The following is a 16,488-nucleotide window of genomic DNA, read 5'->3' as shown; positions in this document are numbered from 1 at the left end:
GCATCACCTCGGTGCATCTGATACACCGAGGTGTCGGCATCGCAGGCAAGCCAGCTCCCACAGGGACCGCGCTGACCTTATGATCAGTGCCCCGCAGCCGCCGGCCCTGCCTTTGCGGTAAATGGCGGCTTGGCCAGCCACACCAGCAACATCAACCCCATGAACATCCACCCCAGCAACGTGAAGTAATCCACGGTGGACATCATGTACGCCTGGCTGGTGAGAATCTGGTCCAGCTGCGTGTACGCCTTCTGCCCTGCCCCGCCCAACGCCTGCAAGGCATCCCGGGTGGCCGAGTCGTAGGTGGTCATGTTCTCGCTCATGTAGGCATGGTGCTGGTCCGCCCGGCGAATCCAGATCCAGGTGGTCAGCGACGCCGCAAAGCTGCCGCCCAGGGTGCGCAGGAACGTCGCAAGCCCTGCGCCGTCGGCGATCTGGTGCGGTGGCAGGTCGGACATCAGGATGCTCAAGGTCGGCATGAAGAACAGCGCCACGCCGATACCCATGAACAGCTGCACCATGGCGATATGGGTAAAGTCCACTTCGTTGGTGAAACCGGCGCGCATAAAGCAGCTCAGGCCAATCGCCAGGAACGCCAGGCCTGCCAGCAAGCGCAGGTCGAACTTGTGCGCGTACTTGCCTACGAACGGCGACATCAGCACCGGCAGGATACCGATCGGTGCCACCGCCAGCCCGGCCCAGGTGGCGGTGTAGCCCATCTGGGTCTGCAGCCACTGCGGCAGGATCAGGTTGATGCCGAAAAAGCCCGCATACCCCAGGATCAACACGATGGTGCCGATACGGAAATTACGGTGTGCGAACAGCCGCAGGTTGACCACCGGGTGCTTGTCGGTCATTTCCCAGATGACGAACACCGCCAGGGCGATCACCGAAATGGCCGCACCAATGATGATGAAATTGGATTCGAACCAGTCCAGGTCATTGCCCTTGTCGAGGATGATCTGCAAGGCGCCGACCCCGACGATCAGGCTCAACAAACCAACGTAATCCATCGGCTGGTAGCTGGTAACCACCGGACGCTTCTTCAATTGCGAGCGCACCACCATCACCGCGAAGATACCGATGGGCACGTTGATGAAAAAGATCCACGGCCAGCTGTAGCTGTCAGTGATCCAGCCGCCAAGGATAGGGCCTGCAATCGGTGCCACCACCGTGACCATTGCCAGTAACGCCAGGGCCATCCCGCGCCTGGCGGGTGGGTAGACCGCGATCAACAGCGTCTGCGTCATCGGGTACAACGGCCCGGCGACCAAACCTTGCAGCACCCGAAAGCCGATCAACTCGGGCATCGAGGTGGAAATCCCGCACAGGAACGAAGCCAGCACAAACAGGATGGTCGCCCACAGAAACAGCTTCACCTCGCCAAAGCGCCGGCTCAACCAGCCGGTGAGCGGCAACGCGATGGCGTTGCTCACCGCAAACGAGGTGATCACCCAGGTGCCCTGCTCCGAACTCACGCCCAGGTTGCCGGAAATGGTCGGCAACGCCACGTTGGCGATGGTGGTGTCGAGCACCTGCATAAAGGTCGCCAGCGACAGGCCAATAGTGGCCATCAACAGGCTGGGTGGCGTGAACGAGGCGTTATTGCTCATCAGCGTTGCGCAGCCTTGGGAGCGGCGACGCTGTTGTCATGAATCAACTGATTGATCATGGCATCCGCTTCGGCCAATTGACGGTCATACACGCTGGTGGTGAACGAGGCCTTTTGCGGCGCCTGTTGCGCCAGCACCGGGCCGCTCTGGTCGTGCAGGTCTACGTTGACCACGGTGCTCAAGCCCACCCGCAGCGGGTGCTTGGCCAACTCTTCAGCGTTGATATGGATGCGCACCGGTACCCGCTGCACGATCTTGATCCAGTTGCCGGTGGCGTTCTGTGCGGGCAGCAAGGCGAACGCGCTGCCGGTGCCGGCGCCGAGGCTGTCGACGGTGCCGCTGTACTTCACGTCGCTGCCGTAGATGTCCGACTCGATATCCACCGGCTGGCCGATGCGCATATCCCGCAGTTGGGTTTCCTTGAAGTTGGCGTCAATCCACAGCTGGTCCAGCGGAATCACGGCCATCAGCGCGGTGCCCGGTTGAACACGCTGGCCCAGTTGTACGGTGCGCTTGGCTACATAGCCGGTGACCGGCGCAATCAGGGTGCTGCGCGCATTGGTCAGGTAGGCCTGACGCAGTTGTGCAGCGGCGGCTTGCACGTCGGGGTGGGACGAAATCACCGTGTCATCCACCAGGGCATTGGTGGTTTTGAGTTGTTGCTCAAGGTTGGTCAAGGCGTTCTTGGCCGCGGTCAGGCTGTCGCGGGCGTGGGACAGTTCTTCCTGGGAGATCGCTCCGCCCTGGGCCAGGGTCTTACGGCGGTTGTAGTTGTCCTGGGCCGTTTGCACATCGGCCTTCTGCGCATTGACCTGGGCTTTCATGCCGTCGACATTGCTGTACAACCCGCGCACCTGGCGCACGGTGCGCGCCAGGTTGGCCTGGGCACTTTGCAGGCCGACGGCAGCATCGTTGGGGTCGAAATTGATCAGCACCTGGCCTTCATGCACCAGGTCGCCATCGTCGGCGCCGATGCTGACCACGGTGCCGGTGACCAGTGGGGTGATTTCCACCACGTTGCCGTTCACGTAGGCATCATCGGTGCTCTCGTTGAAGCGCCCGTAGAACTCATACCAGGCCCACACGCCTACCACACCGAGGATGACGATCAGCGCCAGGCCGATGAGCATGACTTTGCGTTTGCGTGGGTTGTTGTCTTTGGGTTGTTCAGTTGCGTTGTTACTGTCGGCAGTGGCCATGACAAATACCTCAAATTATTCCGTGCGTGTGGCGGGGGTGGTCGCGGCCACGTTGCTGGCGTTGTATCCGCCACCCAGGGCCTGCATCAGTTGAATCGACAGATCGATCTGCGCCGCCTTCAGGGTCGCCAGCTGACGCTGGGCCTGCAGCAGTTGCTGCTCGATGCTGAGCACATCCAGGTAGTTACCGATGCCTGAGCTGTAGCGTTGCACCCCGGTGTCGTAGGACTGCTGGGCGATGTCAGCGGCATGTTGCTGGGCCTGGATCTGGCGGCCGGTGTCGCGCAGCTGCGAAAGGCTGTTGCCGATATCACCCAGGGCTTGCACCAGGGTTTTGTTGTACTGGGCCACGGCCAGGTCGTAGTCGGCGTCGCGGGCGTCAAGGTCGGCGCGCAGGCGGCCGCCATCAAAAATCGGCAGCGAAATCGTCGGCGCAATATTGAAGAAACGGCTGGCCGAACCGAACATCGCATCGCCCAGCAACGACTCGGCGCCTGCGCTCGCGCTCAGGTTGAGGTTGGGGTAGAAGCGGGTTTTGCTGGCGTCGATGTTCTTGCTCGCCGCCTCCACTCGCCAGCGTGCGGCGACCAGGTCCGGGCGACGACCGAGCAGCTCGGCAGGCAACACCGCGGGCACCGCGACGGCGCTGGGTTTGAGCACCGCCGGGCGGGCCAACTCGCCACCCCGGTCCGGGCCTTTGCCGAGCAATACGGCGAGGGCGATCTTGGCGCTTTGCAGTTGTTTTTCCGCGTCGATCAGTTGCGACTGGGAGCTGGCTTCCAGGCTCTCGGTCTGCTGGTACTGGTATTCGCTGTCGATGCCGGAACTCAGGCGGCGCTTGCTCAGGTCGAGCATCTGGCGGGTGCGCTTGAGGTCATCGACGGCCAGGTCACGCACGATATGCGCCTGGCCCAGGTCGCTGTAGGCCTTGGCCACGTTGGCCGCCAGGGTCAGGCGCGCGGCCTGCTGGTCGACTTCGGCGGCGCGGGCCTGGCCCAACGCGGCTTCCCAGGCTGCGCGCTGGCCGCCCCAGAGGTCGAAGTTGTAGTTGAAGCTGGCGCCGATGTTGCGCACCGTCGAATAGGCATCGCCCTGACCACGCGGGTCCTGGTCCTTGGCCAAGCGAGAGCGGCTTACACCGGCGCTGGCATCCACGGTCGGCATACGGGCGGCGTTGGCGGCATAGGCGGCGGCTTCGGCCTGGTGGGCACGGGCGTCGGCGACTTGCATGTCGGGGCTGCTTTGCAGGGCCTCCTGGATCAGGCCGTCAAGCTGTGGGTCGCCTAGGCTTTTCCACCAGTCGGCGGCCGGCCAGGCGGCGCTCGACAGCGTTACGCCGCTGAGGGATTTGCCGGTTTGCAGAGTGTTGGCGTCGAGGCGCTGACCCTGGGTGTCGAGGCCGCTGTAATTGGCGCAACCGGCCAACGTCATCGCCGCCAGCACCAGGCTTAGTGCGCGTGTGTTCATGATCTACCTACCCGCTGGATCGTGATGGGGTCACCCGCAGCGATCAGTATCTTCTTCAGGATCCGCTCCAGGGTTTCCAACTCGCCCGGTTCAAGCGCGCCGGCCAGTTGGTTGAGGGCCTGGGCGCCGATGTGCGGGAGCATGTCCGCCAGGCGCTGGCCCTCGGCGGTCAGCACCAACTGCACCTGGCGGCGATCCAGTTCGGAGCGCTTGCGGCTGAGCAGGTCTTTTTGCTCCAGCCGGTCGAGCATCCGCGTCATCGAACCGCTGTCCAGGGACAGGTTGCGGCACAGCTCGGCCGGGGTGTCGACGCCGAACTGGGCCATGATGATCAACACCTTGAACTGCGCGGCGGTGATGCCGTGGGGTTCCATATGGGTGTCGATGATGCGGTCCTTGAGAATCGCGGCGCGGCCCAGCAACAGGCCGAGGTGGCAGTTGTGGAAGTTATCGGGGGTGAAGTGAGACATCGAAAGTCACCTTATTACTGCCTAGGCAGTGAATGTGTGACGAGATGTTACTGCTTAGGCAGCGAATGTCAAATGGAATAATTAGGTTGCTTGGTAGTTGACCGAAGGCTGGAGTGAAATGAAAACCAATGTGGGAGGAGCAAGTCGAATCGTCGCACCGCCCCTCCCACATTTTTTACCGCGTACCGATCAGAAATCGCGTTTGTAAAAGATATCCAGAGAACTGGCTACGCCCGTAGCGACTTCCAGGTACACCTTCTTGCTCAGCAGGTAGCGCAACGCAATGGTGTTAGCCGGTTCAAACACCCCGACCCCATAACGCAGGCTGAGCTTCTCGTTGATCTTGCCGCTGGCCACCACCGCGGTGCTGTTACCGGTGCCCTGGGTGTCGAGGTCGAAATCCTGGATACCCAGCTTATTGGCGATATCCGAGGTCACACCGGCGCTGCCCATCAAGCCCAGGCCCAGGGCGGCTTCGGCGAGCATGTTGTTGTCTTCGCCGGTGTTGGTGCGCGAACGGCCCAACACCAGGTACGACAGCGCATCTTCTTGAGCCATGGCCGGCTCGGAGAAAATCTGCGTGGTCGGCTGTTCGGCGCTGCCGCTCAGGCGAATACCGGCAGTCACGGTGCGGGACGATTCGACCACTACGCGCACCGCTTCGATATCCAGGAACGGCTGGTCCAGCGGCCCGGCAAACAACAGCCGCGCGCGGCGCACGTTGAGGCGCTGGCCGTAGGCACGGTAACGGCCGTCGTTGAGCCACAGCTCGCCACGGGTGTCCATGTTGTCGCCGATATGCACATGGCCCTGGACCTTGGCGGTGAGACCAAAACCGGCGAAGTTGAGCTGGTCTTCACCCACCTCCACGTCGATATCCATGGCCATCGCCATCGGCGCTTTGCCCTCTTCGGTCTGGCTGCCGATGATCACCGTGTCGTCAGAGACCTTGACCGTCGAAGGCGGCAGCTCGCGCACGGTGATATCGCCACGGGGGATATGCACTTTGCCGGCAATCGCCAGTTTGTCGTCCTTGAGGCTGATCTTCAGGTCGGGTGCCACTTCCAGCTTGGCATAGGGTTCTACGGTGACCGGCAGTTGCGAGCCCTTCAGGCTGAGGTCGACCACCAGGGCGCGGCCCCAGTCGATCTGGCCCGTGAGGTTACCCTGCCCGGCCTTGCCGCTACGCCAGCCACCGTTGAGCTGCACGCTTTCGCCGGCGATCTGCGCCTGCAGGTTCAAGCCCTCAAGGCTGATGGGCAACTCGGGCCCGGAGACTTCACCGTCCACCAGGTTCAGGTTGCCGTTGACCAGCGGCGCGAGCAAACCGCCCGAGATGCGGCCACTGCCGTTGAGCTTGCCGGTGAGCTTTTCCACCATCGGCACAAACGGCCGCGCCACGGCGAGGTCCAGGCCGGTGAGGCTGAAATTGCCGGTGATCGGCTTATTGTTCGGCAGCGGATTTATCTGCGCCTGCAACAACAACTCGCCAAGCTTGCCGCCACGAAAATTCAGCTGGGTGTCGATACGCTTGGGGTTGAGGGTGGTTTCCAGCTTCAGGGTGTCGTAGGGGAAATCCAGCCACTGGCCCTTGTCACGCACGCGCAAGGTGCCGCCGCTGGCATCTACCGCCACTACGCCCTTGGGTCCGCTTTCGGGCAAATCGAGCTGTACGTCAGCATTGAGCTTGCCCTGCCAGGCGAAGTCTTTGGGCAAAAATGCCGCAAGGCTGTCGATGGGGAATTGCTTGAGGTGGTAACGCAGCTTCGGTTCGGGCATCAGGCGCTGGTCTTCGCCACACAGGCTGGCGGGCCCGGAGACCCAGCAGTGAGCACCGAAGGTCAGCTTGCCATCGGCCAGGCGCTCGATTTTCGCCGGGGCTTGCAGCCGCCAGTCCTGGCCGCCGGCTTGTACGTCACCGCTGGCCAGGCGCCCGCGCCAGTTGTTTTTATCGAAGTTGCCATCCAATGCCAGGGCCAGCTTGACCAGGGGGCCGGCCAGGTCCAGTTGGACCTTTTGGTTCTTGATATCGCCCTGGGCGCTGGCGGTCAGGTTGCCGACCTGGGTTTCGCCGGCGTAGATGCCGCTGGCCTTGAGGTCGAGCTTGGCGCGTTGGGCGCTATCGAGGCTGGCGTCGAGGTTGAGGGCTTGCAGGCGATTGTCGGCAAATGCGAGTTGCTGGCCCTTGAGGTCGAGTTTGCCTTGCGGCGCCTTCAAGGTGCCGGCCACATCGACACGCCCATTGATTTGCCCGCGCAGTTGCGGCCAGAGCTGGGCCAGGCGCGTCAGCTTGATGTCGATCTGCCCGGCCAGGCGTTGTTGCAGGCTGCCACTGCCGTTGATGCGGTTGTCACCCAGGCGGATGTCCAGGTTGGCGAGGGTCCATTGTTCGCCTGCACCTTCGGCCTTGGCCGCCAGCACAGCGGTTTGCCCGCGCAGGCGGCCCTTGAGGTCGAGGTCGGCGTTGAGCTTGAGTTGTTCATTTTTGAACTCGCCTTTGCTGCGCAGCGGTCCGGCCAGGGTGCCGGGTAACTCGGCCACCCAGTACGCCGGGTTCAACGCCGACAGGTCCAGCGCGGTGTCCCAGGCAATACCGTCGGCAAATTGCAGGTTCAGGTGGCCTTCGGCCTTACCCTGACCGGCCGTCAGTTTCAACTCGGGCAGGAAGACTTGCTTGAGGTCGCCACTGAAGGGGGTGACCACATTGAACTTACCCGCCGGGCCGTCGAGGTCGGCCTTGAGGTTGCCCAGGTAATTGCCGTCCTTATAGGAGATTTCACCATTGAAGGTACGCAATGCCACTTGCGGCTCGTCGATGACGGGATAGAGGCGATGCCAGGGGAAGTCCAGCCAGTCGATTTTGGCGTCAGCACTGAAGCCTTGTTGCCAATCCAGGTTGGCACTGAGCTTGAGGCTTTGCTGGTCACCGGCATTCAGGTCCAGCCCGGCGATCTGCGCGCCCTTGGCGTCGACCTTGCCTTGCAGGAGTAAATCCACCGGGCCTTGTTCCGCTGGCAGCACGGCCTTGCCCTGCAACTGGTAGCCATCTTTCAGGTTGCCCTTGGCGCTCAAGTCCAACTGGTTGAGTTGCAAGGTGTCAGGCAGGTCGGCGCTGGGTTTGAACGCCTCGGAGGTGATGTGCAACTGCGCCGGCAGGTTTTCGGCCAGGGGTTGCAGCTCGCCTTTGAGCTTGGCCGGCAGGTAGCCGCTGCTGTCGGCGTCGAGCTTGAGGGTCTTGAGCAGGTCGCCGTCGAGCTTGAGCGCGACGCTCCAGGGTGCACCGCCTGGGGCGTAGGGCAGGCTCAGGTTGCCGGTGGCATTCAGCGGCCAATCGCCGGTAGGTTGCAGCAGGCCGGCAAGGTCGAGCACCAGGTCATCGCGCTGCAAATGTACCGAGTCAATCTGCATACCAGCGGTGGTCCAGTGCGCCGCCAGTTGCAGGCCCTTGAGTTCTTCGCTGCCGTTGAACAGCAGGCTACCGATGCGAACGTCGCCCAGTTGGATGGCAACCGGCAGTTTCAGGTCGGGGAGTTGAATCGGCCCGCTGCTGCTCTCTTCGGCACTGGGGGCAAATTCCAGGCTGACCTGTTCCACGTCCAGTCGGTTGATACACAGGGTCATGCGCAACAGACAGCCGGGCGACCAGTCAAACGTCGGCGCATTCAGCTCGACGCGGCTGCCGTCCTGCTGCCACAGCAGATGATCGGCACTCCACTGCCCGCCCAGGCGGCCCTGGTAATTCTCCACGCTCAAACCTGGCACCTGGCCCAAGGCCCAGCGACTGCCCGCCTGGGTACCAAGCACTGACCACAGCGCCAACAACAGCAACACGAGGATGGCGACCAGCACCAGCCCCGCTATCTTCAAACCACGCATCACAGCTCAGGCCCCATGGAAAAGTGCAAGCGAACGCCGCCCGGCTCTTCGAGGGCATGGGCCAGGTCGAGGCGGATCGGCCCCACCGGCGACACCCAGCGCACGCCGACGCCGACGCCGGTTTTCAGGCTCGGCAAGTCGAGGTTGTTGAACGAGTTGCCTTGGTCGATGAAGGTCGCGATCCGCCATTTATCGGTGATGGAGTATTGATACTCGGCACTCAAGGCCACCATGTAGCGGCCACCGATGCGGTCGCCTCGGTCGTTCTCCGGCGACAGGGTCTGGTACTCGTAGCCGCGCACGCTCTGGTCGCCACCGGCAAAGAAGCGCAACGACGGCGGCACGGATTTGTAGCCGTTGGTGGCACTGCCGCCAAATTGTGCGCGCCCCAGAAAACGGTGGTTGTCCCACAAGGTGGTCAGGCCCTTGATCGTGGCCGTGCCGTAAAGCAGGTTGGTGTCAGACCCCAGGCCCTCTTTGGCGACCTTGGTGTCGAACATCAGGCGATAGCCATGGTGCGGGTCGATACGGTTGTCGCTGCGCAGGTAGGAATAACTCACCCCCGGCATCAACAGGTTGCTCAGCCCCGAGTCATTGCCCAGGCGGTATTCCTCACGCTGGTACTTGAGGGAGATCACCCGCGTCCAGCCGCTGGGCAACTTGCTGTGCCATTCGGGGCCAATGGTGAGCAGCTTGCTCAAGGTGTCGGTGTTGGCGATCTCTTCATTCTGATAGCCACCGGCAAAGCGCAATTTGTCGGTAAGCGGCGGGTCCAGCGGGATGTCATACCACAGGCCGATGTTCTGCCGCGGTGCCGACAATTCGGCTTCCCAACCGTAGCTGTGGCCCTGGGGGTTGACCCAATGCCGCGTCCAGTTGGCTTTGCCCCGTGGGCCGACGTCGGTGGAGTAACCCAGGCCGAGGCCCATGGTGCGGGGCTTGCGGGTTTCCAATTGTACAGCGACCGGGATCACGTCATCAGTCGCGGCGGTGGGGCTGGCGTCCACGCGCACGCCTTCGAAGAAGCCGCTGGCTTGCAGGTTCTGGTTGAGTTCGGCGACCAGCTCGGAGTCGTACGGCGTGCCACTGTCAAAGGGCACCATGCGTTGCAACAGTTCTTCATCAAACGGCGTGTCGCCGCTGAAGCTGACCTTGCCCATGCTGTAGCGCGGGCCGCTGTCGTAAATGAGTTCGATGTCGGCCACGCCCGCTTGAGGGTCAACCGCGAGCTTCTGGCTAGTGAAGCGCCCGCTGAAAAAGCCGTAGCGTGACGCCTGGTTCTGGATCAGGCGCTTGGCGTCTTCGTAATGACCGTGATTGAGCACGGCGCCGGGTTTGAGGTCGTCGCTGGCGGGTACGCGAAAGGCCTTGAGGCTCGCGGCCTGGCCATCGACCCGAATGGTCACGTCGCGCAAATGCACCGGTTCGCCGGGGTCGATGGTGAGGGTCAGGCGCGGATTCTTGCCGCCCTTCACCTCGCTGGCGATCTGTGGCTGATAGAAGCCCAGTGCCTGCGCGGCTTTGCGCGCCTGCTCCTCGGCGCCACGGTTGAACCGCAGCAAGGCTTCTTCGTCACGATCGCCAACCCCGCCGATATAGCCTTCGATGTTGGCTTTCAGCGCGTCGTTTGAGGGTTTGATCCGCACGTCCAGTTCACTTTGCGCCAATGCGCCGCAGCTTGTGAACAGCAGAATCAAGCCGCTGGTAAATCTTCCTGGATACTTCATAGGCGCGGATGCTACACGAGCTAGGGAGGGACTTTGAACTCGGATTTGTCTGAATAATTCTGTCCTAAGACGTTGCAGGATGTAACGCCTGGGGATTGGGATGGAAAAACACATGCTCCAGCACCGGCCCTACGGCGACTTCACCGATCTCCTCATAGCCTTGGCGCTTGTAGAAATCCAGGTAACGGGAGTTGCCGGTGTCGAGCACCACGCCTGAGGAGTGCGGATCGTCGGCGCACCAGTTGTGTACGGCTTCAAGCAGTTGCTCACCATGATGCTGGCCCTGAAACTGCGGGTGAATGCCCAGCAACGGCAGCACATGCACGGCCTCGCTGGGCAGGCACGCCAGGACTGCCTGATGGTATTCCAGGTAACGCCGGGTACCGCGCACGCCGGTACTCAGCCACATGCGGATCTGCCAGGCCCAGCTCTCGGTGATGCCCAGGCGTCGTTGCGGCGGCGCAATCAGGGCGATACCGATCAGCCGGTCGTTGACGAACAGGCCGATGGCGGGAAGCTTCTGAAAAAAGTGCTGTTTGACCAATTCGCGCACGGTGGCGCGCACCCGTTGTTCATAACCCGGCCGTTCGGCTTCGAAGATATAGGCGAAGGTCGGTTCATGGCGATACGCCTGGTAAAGCAGGGATCGCGCTTCACGGGAATAACCGCTATTGAGCAGGCGGATTTCGGCAGTGGCCGTCGAAGTGTCTGGCATAACAGTCAATCTCCCTGGGCGCCACTCAAACATGGCGTTCTTATGGGTACGAACCTGTGCAGCTCCAGTCGTTCCCAGACATTAGCAGCGCATTCACCCTACCGCCACGCTGGCCCCCGTCCGACTTGTCGGCTAGCATCGCCCTTTTGCCAGACTGGACTGCCGACCATGAAAATCGTCTCCTTCAATATCAACGGGCTGCGTGCTCGCCCTCATCAGCTGGCGGCGCTGATTGAAAAGCATCAACCTGACGTGATCGGCCTGCAGGAAACCAAGGTTCACGATGATCAATTCCCGCTGGCCGAAGTGCAGGCTTTGGGTTATCACGTGTACTACCACGGGCAGAAAGGCCATTACGGCGTGGCCCTGCTCTCGCGCCAGCCGGCCTTGAGCCTGCACAAAGGTTTTGCCAGCGATGAAGAAGACGCCCAGCGTCGTTTTATCTGGGGCACCTTCGCCGATGAAAATGGCCACCCGGTGACCATCATGAACGGCTACTTCCCCCAGGGCGAAAGCCGCGACCACCCCACCAAGTTCCCGGCCAAGCAGCGCTTCTATGAAGACTTGCAGCACCTGCTGGAAAGCCAGTTCAGCAATGACCAGGCGCTGGTGGTGATGGGCGACGTGAACATTTCCCCGCAAGACTGCGACATCGGTATCGGCGCCGATAACGCCAAGCGCTGGCTGAAAACCGGCAAGTGCAGCTTCCTGCCGGAGGAGCGCGAGTGGATGGAGCGCCTGAAGAACTGGGGCCTGGTGGACAGCTTCCGCCACCTCAACCCGGACGTGACCGACCGTTTCAGCTGGTTCGACTATCGCAGCCGTGGGTTTGAGGATGAGCCCAAGCGCGGGCTGCGCATTGATGTGATCATGGCGTCCACCGGGCTGGTGCCACGGGTCAAGGATGCCGGGGTGGATTACGATTTGCGTGGCTTGGAGAAGCCATCGGACCATGCACCGATCTGGTTGGAACTGAGCTGATAGCAAGCCTGGTGAAGATCTAAATGTGGGAGGGGCGGTGCGACGATTCGACTTGCCCCCTCCCACATTTAGCCTTGCGATGCATCAGTCACATTGCTGCAACCCAACTGACTTAATCTCGCGGCACTTCCTTTGGCTTGAGAAGGTGCCGGCATGATGCTGCGCGTTCTGTTCCTGTGTATTGCGATCGCCCTCCCCGCCGTGGCAGCCCCGCTTCCCATTCCCGGCCAAGGTCCGGCCCTGCGCATCCAGGGCTCCAACACCATTGGCGCGGCACTCGGCCCGGCGTTGGTCATGGGTTTGATGGAGCATCAAGGCTTACGGGATGTGCGCAGCGAACCGGGCGCCGGGGCAAATGAACAGAGCGTGGTCGGCACGACGCGCCAAGGCAAAACGGTGACCATCGAAGTCGCGGCCCACGGCTCCAGCACCGGCTTTGCCGCGCTGAAAAATACCCGCGCCGACCTCGCCGCCGCGTCCCGCCCGATCAAGGACGGCGAGCTGGTGGACCTTGAACCTCTGGGTGACCTGAAAAGCCCCGATGCCGAACAGGTCATCGCCATTGATGGCCTGGCGATCATTGTTAACCCACGCAACCCACTCAATACGCTTGACACCGAGCAGTTGGCCCAGATCTTCAACGGCGAAGTCAGCACCTGGGAGGCGTTGGGCGGGAGTGGCGGTGCCATTCATTTATATGCCCGTGATGATCAGTCCGGCACCTACGACACCTTCAGGGAACTGGTGTTGAGCCGACGTCAGCAGCCGCTCGCGCCGTCAGCCAAGCGTTTCGAATCCAGCGAACAACTGTCCGACGCAGTCAGCCAGGACCCCCAGGGTATCGGCTTTATCGGCCTGCCCTATGTGCGTCAGGCTAAAGCAGTGGCGATTGCCGATGGCGCCTCGCAACCGATGTTGCCGCTGACCAGCCTCATCGCCACCGAAGATTACCCGCTGTCGCGACGGCTGTTCTTTTATCTGCCGCCCTCCTCCCGCAATCCGTGGGCCAAGGCGTTGGTGGACTTTACCCAATCCAATAAAGGCCAAGCGATTGTGGCGGCCAATGGGTTTATCGCCCAGCAGGTACAGGCGATCGGCGTGACACCTCGCCCGTCAATGCCTGACGACTACCAGGCCATCGCCCGCGACGCTCAGCGCCTGACGGTAAATTTTCGCTTCGAAGAGGGTAGCGCCAGCCTCGACAACAAGGCACGCCAGGATTTGCAGCGGGTGGTGGCCTATATCAAAAGCCACGGCAAGCTGAACAAGCAGGTCACGCTGGTGGGCTTTGGCGATACCAAGAACGATCCGCAACGTGCGGCGTTGCTGTCGAAGTTACGGGCGATGGCGGTGCGCCGCGAGCTGGCAAAGAGCGGCGTGGTGCTCAAGGATATTCGCGGGTTTGGCGCCCAGATGCCGGTGGCGGCGAATACCGCGGACGAAGGTAGGATCAAGAATCGGCGGGTGGAGGTTTGGGTGTACTGAGCCTTGGAGTTTGAGGTGCTTGGACTGGCCTCATCGGGGGCAAGCCCCCTCCCACACTTGGATTTGTGAATATAGTCAAAATGTGGGAGGGGCTTGCTCTCGATAGAGGTGACGCGGTGTTACTGCCCGCCGCGCATCATCTCCCGCGGCACATACTTGCCAATCTCGAACTTGCCGATCGCCGCGCGGTGCACTTCGTCCGGGCCATCCGCCAGGCGCAGGGTACGTTGCATGGCGTACATATAGGCCAGCGGGAAATCATTGGAAACCCCGGCGCCGCCATGGATCTGGATCGCACGGTCGATCACCTTCAAGGCCACATTCGGCGCCACCACCTTGATCTGGGCGATTTCGCTTTTCGCCACTTTATTGCCCACGGTGTCCATCATGTACGCCGCTTTCAGGGTCAGCAGGCGCGCCATGTCGATTTCCATGCGTGAGTCGGCAATCTTGTCGATATTGCCGCCCAGACGGGCCAGCGGCTTGCCGAACGCGGTGCGGCTCACCGAGCGTTTGCACATCAATTCCAGGGCACGCTCAGCCATGCCGATGGAGCGCATGCAGTGGTGGATACGGCCCGGGCCAAGGCGGCCCTGGGCGATTTCGAAACCACGACCTTCCCCCAGCAAGACGTTCTCATACGGCACGCGCACGTTGTCGAACAGCACCTCGGCGTGGCCATGGGGGGCATCGTCGTATCCGAACACCGGCAACGGGCGCACGATTTTCACGCCGGGGGTGTCTACCGGCACCAGAATCATCGAGTGCTGCTGATGGCGCGGCGCATCCGGGTTGCTCAAGCCCATGAAGATCAGGATTTTGCAACGCGGGTCACAGGCGCCGGAGGTCCACCATTTCTTGCCGTTGATCACCCACTCATCGCCCTGGCGTTCGGCGCGGGCGGCCATGTTGGTGGCATCCGAAGAAGCGACATCGGGCTCGGTCATGGCGAAGGCGGAGCGAATCTCTCCCCGCAACAGTGGTTCAAGCCAGCGTTGTTTCTGCTCTTCGTTGGCGTAGCGCACCAGCACTTCCATATTGCCGGTGTCGGGAGCGGAGCAGTTGAACGGCTCCGGGCCCAATAACGAACGCCCCATGATTTCCGCGAGCGGCGCGTACTCAAGGTTAGTCAAGCCAGCGCCCAGCTCGGATTCCGGCAGGAACAGGTTCCACAAGCCCTCCGCTTTTGCCTTGGCCTTGAGTTCTTCCATGATGGCCGTGGGCTGCCAGCGATCACCTTCGCTGACTTGGCGCTCAAACACCGGCTCGGCCGGATAGACGTATGCGTCCATGAACGCGGTGACGCGCTCACGCAGTTCCTGAACCTTGGGCGAATAGGCGAAATCCATGAGCAGCTCCCTTCTTTGAGAGGTTGTTTAGGTCATGTATTCGATGCTAGAACAGCGCTGATAATTTACCTAGCCTATTCTCGGCGTGTATTAACATTCATCACCGATATATGATCGGCGCATGGACACTCACAATAAGAGCGCAACGAAATGAATTTGAGCAAGGTCGACCTCAACCTCTTCATCGTCTTTGATGCGATCTATACCGAAGCCAACCTGACCCGCGCCGGGCAGATCGTCGGCATCACCCAGCCGGCGGTGTCCAACGCCCTGGCACGTCTGCGCGAAACCTTCAACGACCCGCTGTTTGTGCGCACCGCCCAAGGCATGGTGCCCACACCGATGGCGCAGAACATCATCGGCCCGGTGCGCAATGCGCTGTCGTTGCTGCGCGTGTCGGTGCAGGAAAGCCGGATTTTCAATCCCCAGCAGGCCGCCAAGACCTACCGCATCAGCATGACCGACCTCACTGAAGCGGTGATTCTGCCGTTATTGTTCCAGCGCCTGCGCCGCCTGGCGCCGACCGTGGTGATCGAGAGTTTCCTGTCCAAGCGCCGTGAGACCACCAAGGAACTGGCCGCCGGGCGCCTGGATTTTGCCGTGGATGCGCCGCTCAACACCGACCCGCAGGTGCGCCATGTCAAATTGATGGAAGACCGCTACGTGTGCGCCATGCGCAAGGGTCACCCCATGGCAGGCAAGGACAAATTCAGCCTGGATGACTACCTGTCATTGACCCACATCCATATCTCCAGCCGTCGCAATGGCTTGGGCCATGTGGACTTGGCGCTGGGCAAAATGGGCATCCAGCGCAAGATCGCCCTGCGCTCGCAGCACTACCTGATGGCTTCGCAAGTGTTGCAGCAGACCGACATGGTCATGACCGTGCCCGAACGCTTCGCTCGTCGCCATGAACTGCACTGGTTCAACCTGCCGGTCAACGACGTGCCACCGGTGGAAACCCACCTGTACTGGCATGAAAGCACCGACCAGGACCCGGCGAACCGCTGGATGCGTGAGCAGATGATCGAGTTGTGCCAGCAAGTCACCGCCCACGAAAAGAAGCTCGACAAACAGCAATCCTAAGGTTCAAGAATACCCATTGTGGTAGGGGGCTTGCCCCCGATGGCACGCGCAGCGCCCCTTGACGTTCACGTCAACCTGCAATTAGCTTAGCGCCAAGCCTTTCTTGAGCACCGCCATGAGCACCACCTACAGCATCTCCGACCTCGCCCGCGAGCTCGACATCACCACCCGCGCCATTCGCTTCTATGAAGAACAAGGCCTACTGGCCCCGGAACGTCGGGGCCAGGAGCGTATCTACTCGGCGCGGGACAAAGTCAGCCTCAAGCTGATCCTGCGGGGCAAGCGCATCGGCTTTTCCCTGGCCGAATGCCGCGAACTGATCGAACTCTACGACCCCAGCGGCGGCAACCAGATCCAGCTCAACAGCATGTTGGCGAAGATCGCCGAACGCCGCGAACAGTTGGAACAGCAACTGCTGGATATCGAACAAATGAAGCTGGAACTGGACACCGCCGAAGAGCGTTGCACCCAGGCCCTTGCGCACACCATGAGCCAAGCCGGCCATTAACCAGAAGGTAAC

Annotated in this window: 12 protein-coding genes; 4 read left to right on the top strand and 8 right to left on the bottom strand. The window is 61.6% G+C overall.

The features are described 5' to 3' along the window. Nucleotides 1-83: 83 nt before the first annotated feature. The 7 genes from JH25_RS02275 to JH25_RS02305 all read right to left on the bottom strand — a co-directional run bounded on the left by JH25_RS02275 (nucleotide 84) and on the right by JH25_RS02305 (nucleotide 11,067). Nucleotides 84-1,613, bottom strand: coding sequence for a DHA2 family efflux MFS transporter permease subunit (locus JH25_RS02275; protein ID WP_032880582.1), 1,530 nt, complete (start codon nucleotides 1,611-1,613; stop codon nucleotides 84-86). Further along, on the bottom strand, nucleotides 1,613-2,812 hold the full coding sequence (locus JH25_RS02280; protein ID WP_032880580.1) for an efflux RND transporter periplasmic adaptor subunit: 1,200 nt from the start codon (nucleotides 2,810-2,812) through the stop codon (nucleotides 1,613-1,615). The genes JH25_RS02275 and JH25_RS02280 overlap by 1 nt, the downstream gene beginning before the upstream one ends. 15 nt (nucleotides 2,813-2,827) lie before the next feature. After that, on the bottom strand, nucleotides 2,828-4,279 hold the full coding sequence (locus tag JH25_RS02285; protein WP_032880578.1) for an efflux transporter outer membrane subunit: 1,452 nt from the start codon (nucleotides 4,277-4,279) through the stop codon (nucleotides 2,828-2,830). Continuing rightward, nucleotides 4,276-4,749 (bottom strand): MarR family winged helix-turn-helix transcriptional regulator, encoded by a 474-nt coding sequence (locus JH25_RS02290; RefSeq protein WP_032880577.1) that lies wholly within the window; start codon nucleotides 4,747-4,749, stop codon nucleotides 4,276-4,278. Before JH25_RS02290 ends, JH25_RS02285 begins: the two co-directional genes overlap by 4 nt. 189 nt (nucleotides 4,750-4,938) lie before the next feature. After that, on the bottom strand, nucleotides 4,939-8,625 hold the full coding sequence (locus JH25_RS02295; protein WP_032880576.1) for a translocation/assembly module TamB domain-containing protein: 3,687 nt from the start codon (nucleotides 8,623-8,625) through the stop codon (nucleotides 4,939-4,941). Next, a complete protein-coding gene (locus JH25_RS02300) occupies nucleotides 8,625-10,352 on the bottom strand; it encodes an autotransporter assembly complex protein TamA (protein ID WP_032880575.1) in 1,728 nt (575 codons plus the stop codon). Before JH25_RS02300 ends, JH25_RS02295 begins: the two co-directional genes overlap by 1 nt. A 64-nt stretch (nucleotides 10,353-10,416) precedes the next feature. Beyond that, nucleotides 10,417-11,067 (bottom strand): GNAT family N-acetyltransferase, encoded by a 651-nt coding sequence (locus JH25_RS02305; protein ID WP_005789194.1) that lies wholly within the window; start codon nucleotides 11,065-11,067, stop codon nucleotides 10,417-10,419. 168 nt (nucleotides 11,068-11,235) lie between these two features. Here JH25_RS02305 and xthA point away from each other — a divergent pair, with 168 nt between their 5' ends. Both xthA and JH25_RS02315 read left to right on the top strand, forming a co-directional pair. Further along, nucleotides 11,236-12,048: an exodeoxyribonuclease III gene (gene xthA, locus JH25_RS02310; protein WP_032880573.1), complete on the top strand. Its 813-nt coding sequence runs from the start codon at nucleotides 11,236-11,238 to the stop codon at nucleotides 12,046-12,048. 153 nt (nucleotides 12,049-12,201) lie between these two features. Further along, nucleotides 12,202-13,533 carry a substrate-binding domain-containing protein gene (locus JH25_RS02315; protein WP_032880571.1) on the top strand — a complete coding sequence of 444 codons (1,332 nt, stop codon included), beginning with the start codon at nucleotides 12,202-12,204 and terminating at the stop codon, nucleotides 13,531-13,533. 119 nt (nucleotides 13,534-13,652) lie between these two features. Here the strand turns inward: JH25_RS02315 and JH25_RS02320 are convergent, their stop codons facing one another. Further along, nucleotides 13,653-14,882, bottom strand: coding sequence for an acyl-CoA dehydrogenase (locus tag JH25_RS02320; RefSeq protein WP_005789200.1), 1,230 nt, complete (start codon nucleotides 14,880-14,882; stop codon nucleotides 13,653-13,655). Between the two features lie 150 nt (nucleotides 14,883-15,032). Between JH25_RS02320 and JH25_RS02325 the strand changes: the two genes are divergently transcribed. Together JH25_RS02325 and JH25_RS02330 are read left to right on the top strand one after the other, a co-directional pair. After that, on the top strand, nucleotides 15,033-15,968 hold the full coding sequence (locus tag JH25_RS02325; protein WP_032880570.1) for a LysR family transcriptional regulator: 936 nt from the start codon (nucleotides 15,033-15,035) through the stop codon (nucleotides 15,966-15,968). Nucleotides 15,969-16,083: 115 nt separating this feature from the next. Continuing rightward, on the top strand, nucleotides 16,084-16,476 hold the full coding sequence (locus tag JH25_RS02330) for a MerR family transcriptional regulator (protein WP_005789203.1): 393 nt from the start codon (nucleotides 16,084-16,086) through the stop codon (nucleotides 16,474-16,476). Nucleotides 16,477-16,488: the final 12 nt, after the last annotated feature.

It is taken from the genome of Pseudomonas sp. BRG-100, from assembly GCF_000737955.1.
GTDB lineage: Bacteria > Pseudomonadota > Gammaproteobacteria > Pseudomonadales > Pseudomonadaceae > Aquipseudomonas > Aquipseudomonas synxantha_A.
Note: the sequence above shows the minus strand (reverse complement) of the source record. Positions and strands in the feature narration are given on the sequence as shown.

Coding starts and splice junctions, on each gene's coding strand:
- JH25_RS02275 (WP_032880582.1), bottom strand. CDS start 1,613: ATGAGCAATAACGCCTCGTTCACGCCACCCAGCCTGTTGATGGCCACT.
- JH25_RS02280 (WP_032880580.1), bottom strand. CDS start 2,812: ATGGCCACTGCCGACAGTAACAACGCAACTGAACAACCCAAAGACAAC.
- JH25_RS02285 (WP_032880578.1), bottom strand. CDS start 4,279: ATGAACACACGCGCACTAAGCCTGGTGCTGGCGGCGATGACGTTGGCC.
- JH25_RS02290 (WP_032880577.1), bottom strand. CDS start 4,749: ATGTCTCACTTCACCCCCGATAACTTCCACAACTGCCACCTCGGCCTG.
- JH25_RS02295 (WP_032880576.1), bottom strand. CDS start 8,625: ATGCGTGGTTTGAAGATAGCGGGGCTGGTGCTGGTCGCCATCCTCGTG.
- JH25_RS02300 (WP_032880575.1), bottom strand. CDS start 10,352: ATGAAGTATCCAGGAAGATTTACCAGCGGCTTGATTCTGCTGTTCACA.
- JH25_RS02305 (WP_005789194.1), bottom strand. CDS start 11,067: ATGCCAGACACTTCGACGGCCACTGCCGAAATCCGCCTGCTCAATAGC.
- xthA (WP_032880573.1), top strand. CDS start 11,236: ATGAAAATCGTCTCCTTCAATATCAACGGGCTGCGTGCTCGCCCTCAT.
- JH25_RS02315 (WP_032880571.1), top strand. CDS start 12,202: ATGATGCTGCGCGTTCTGTTCCTGTGTATTGCGATCGCCCTCCCCGCC.
- JH25_RS02320 (WP_005789200.1), bottom strand. CDS start 14,882: ATGGATTTCGCCTATTCGCCCAAGGTTCAGGAACTGCGTGAGCGCGTC.
- JH25_RS02325 (WP_032880570.1), top strand. CDS start 15,033: ATGAATTTGAGCAAGGTCGACCTCAACCTCTTCATCGTCTTTGATGCG.
- JH25_RS02330 (WP_005789203.1), top strand. CDS start 16,084: ATGAGCACCACCTACAGCATCTCCGACCTCGCCCGCGAGCTCGACATC.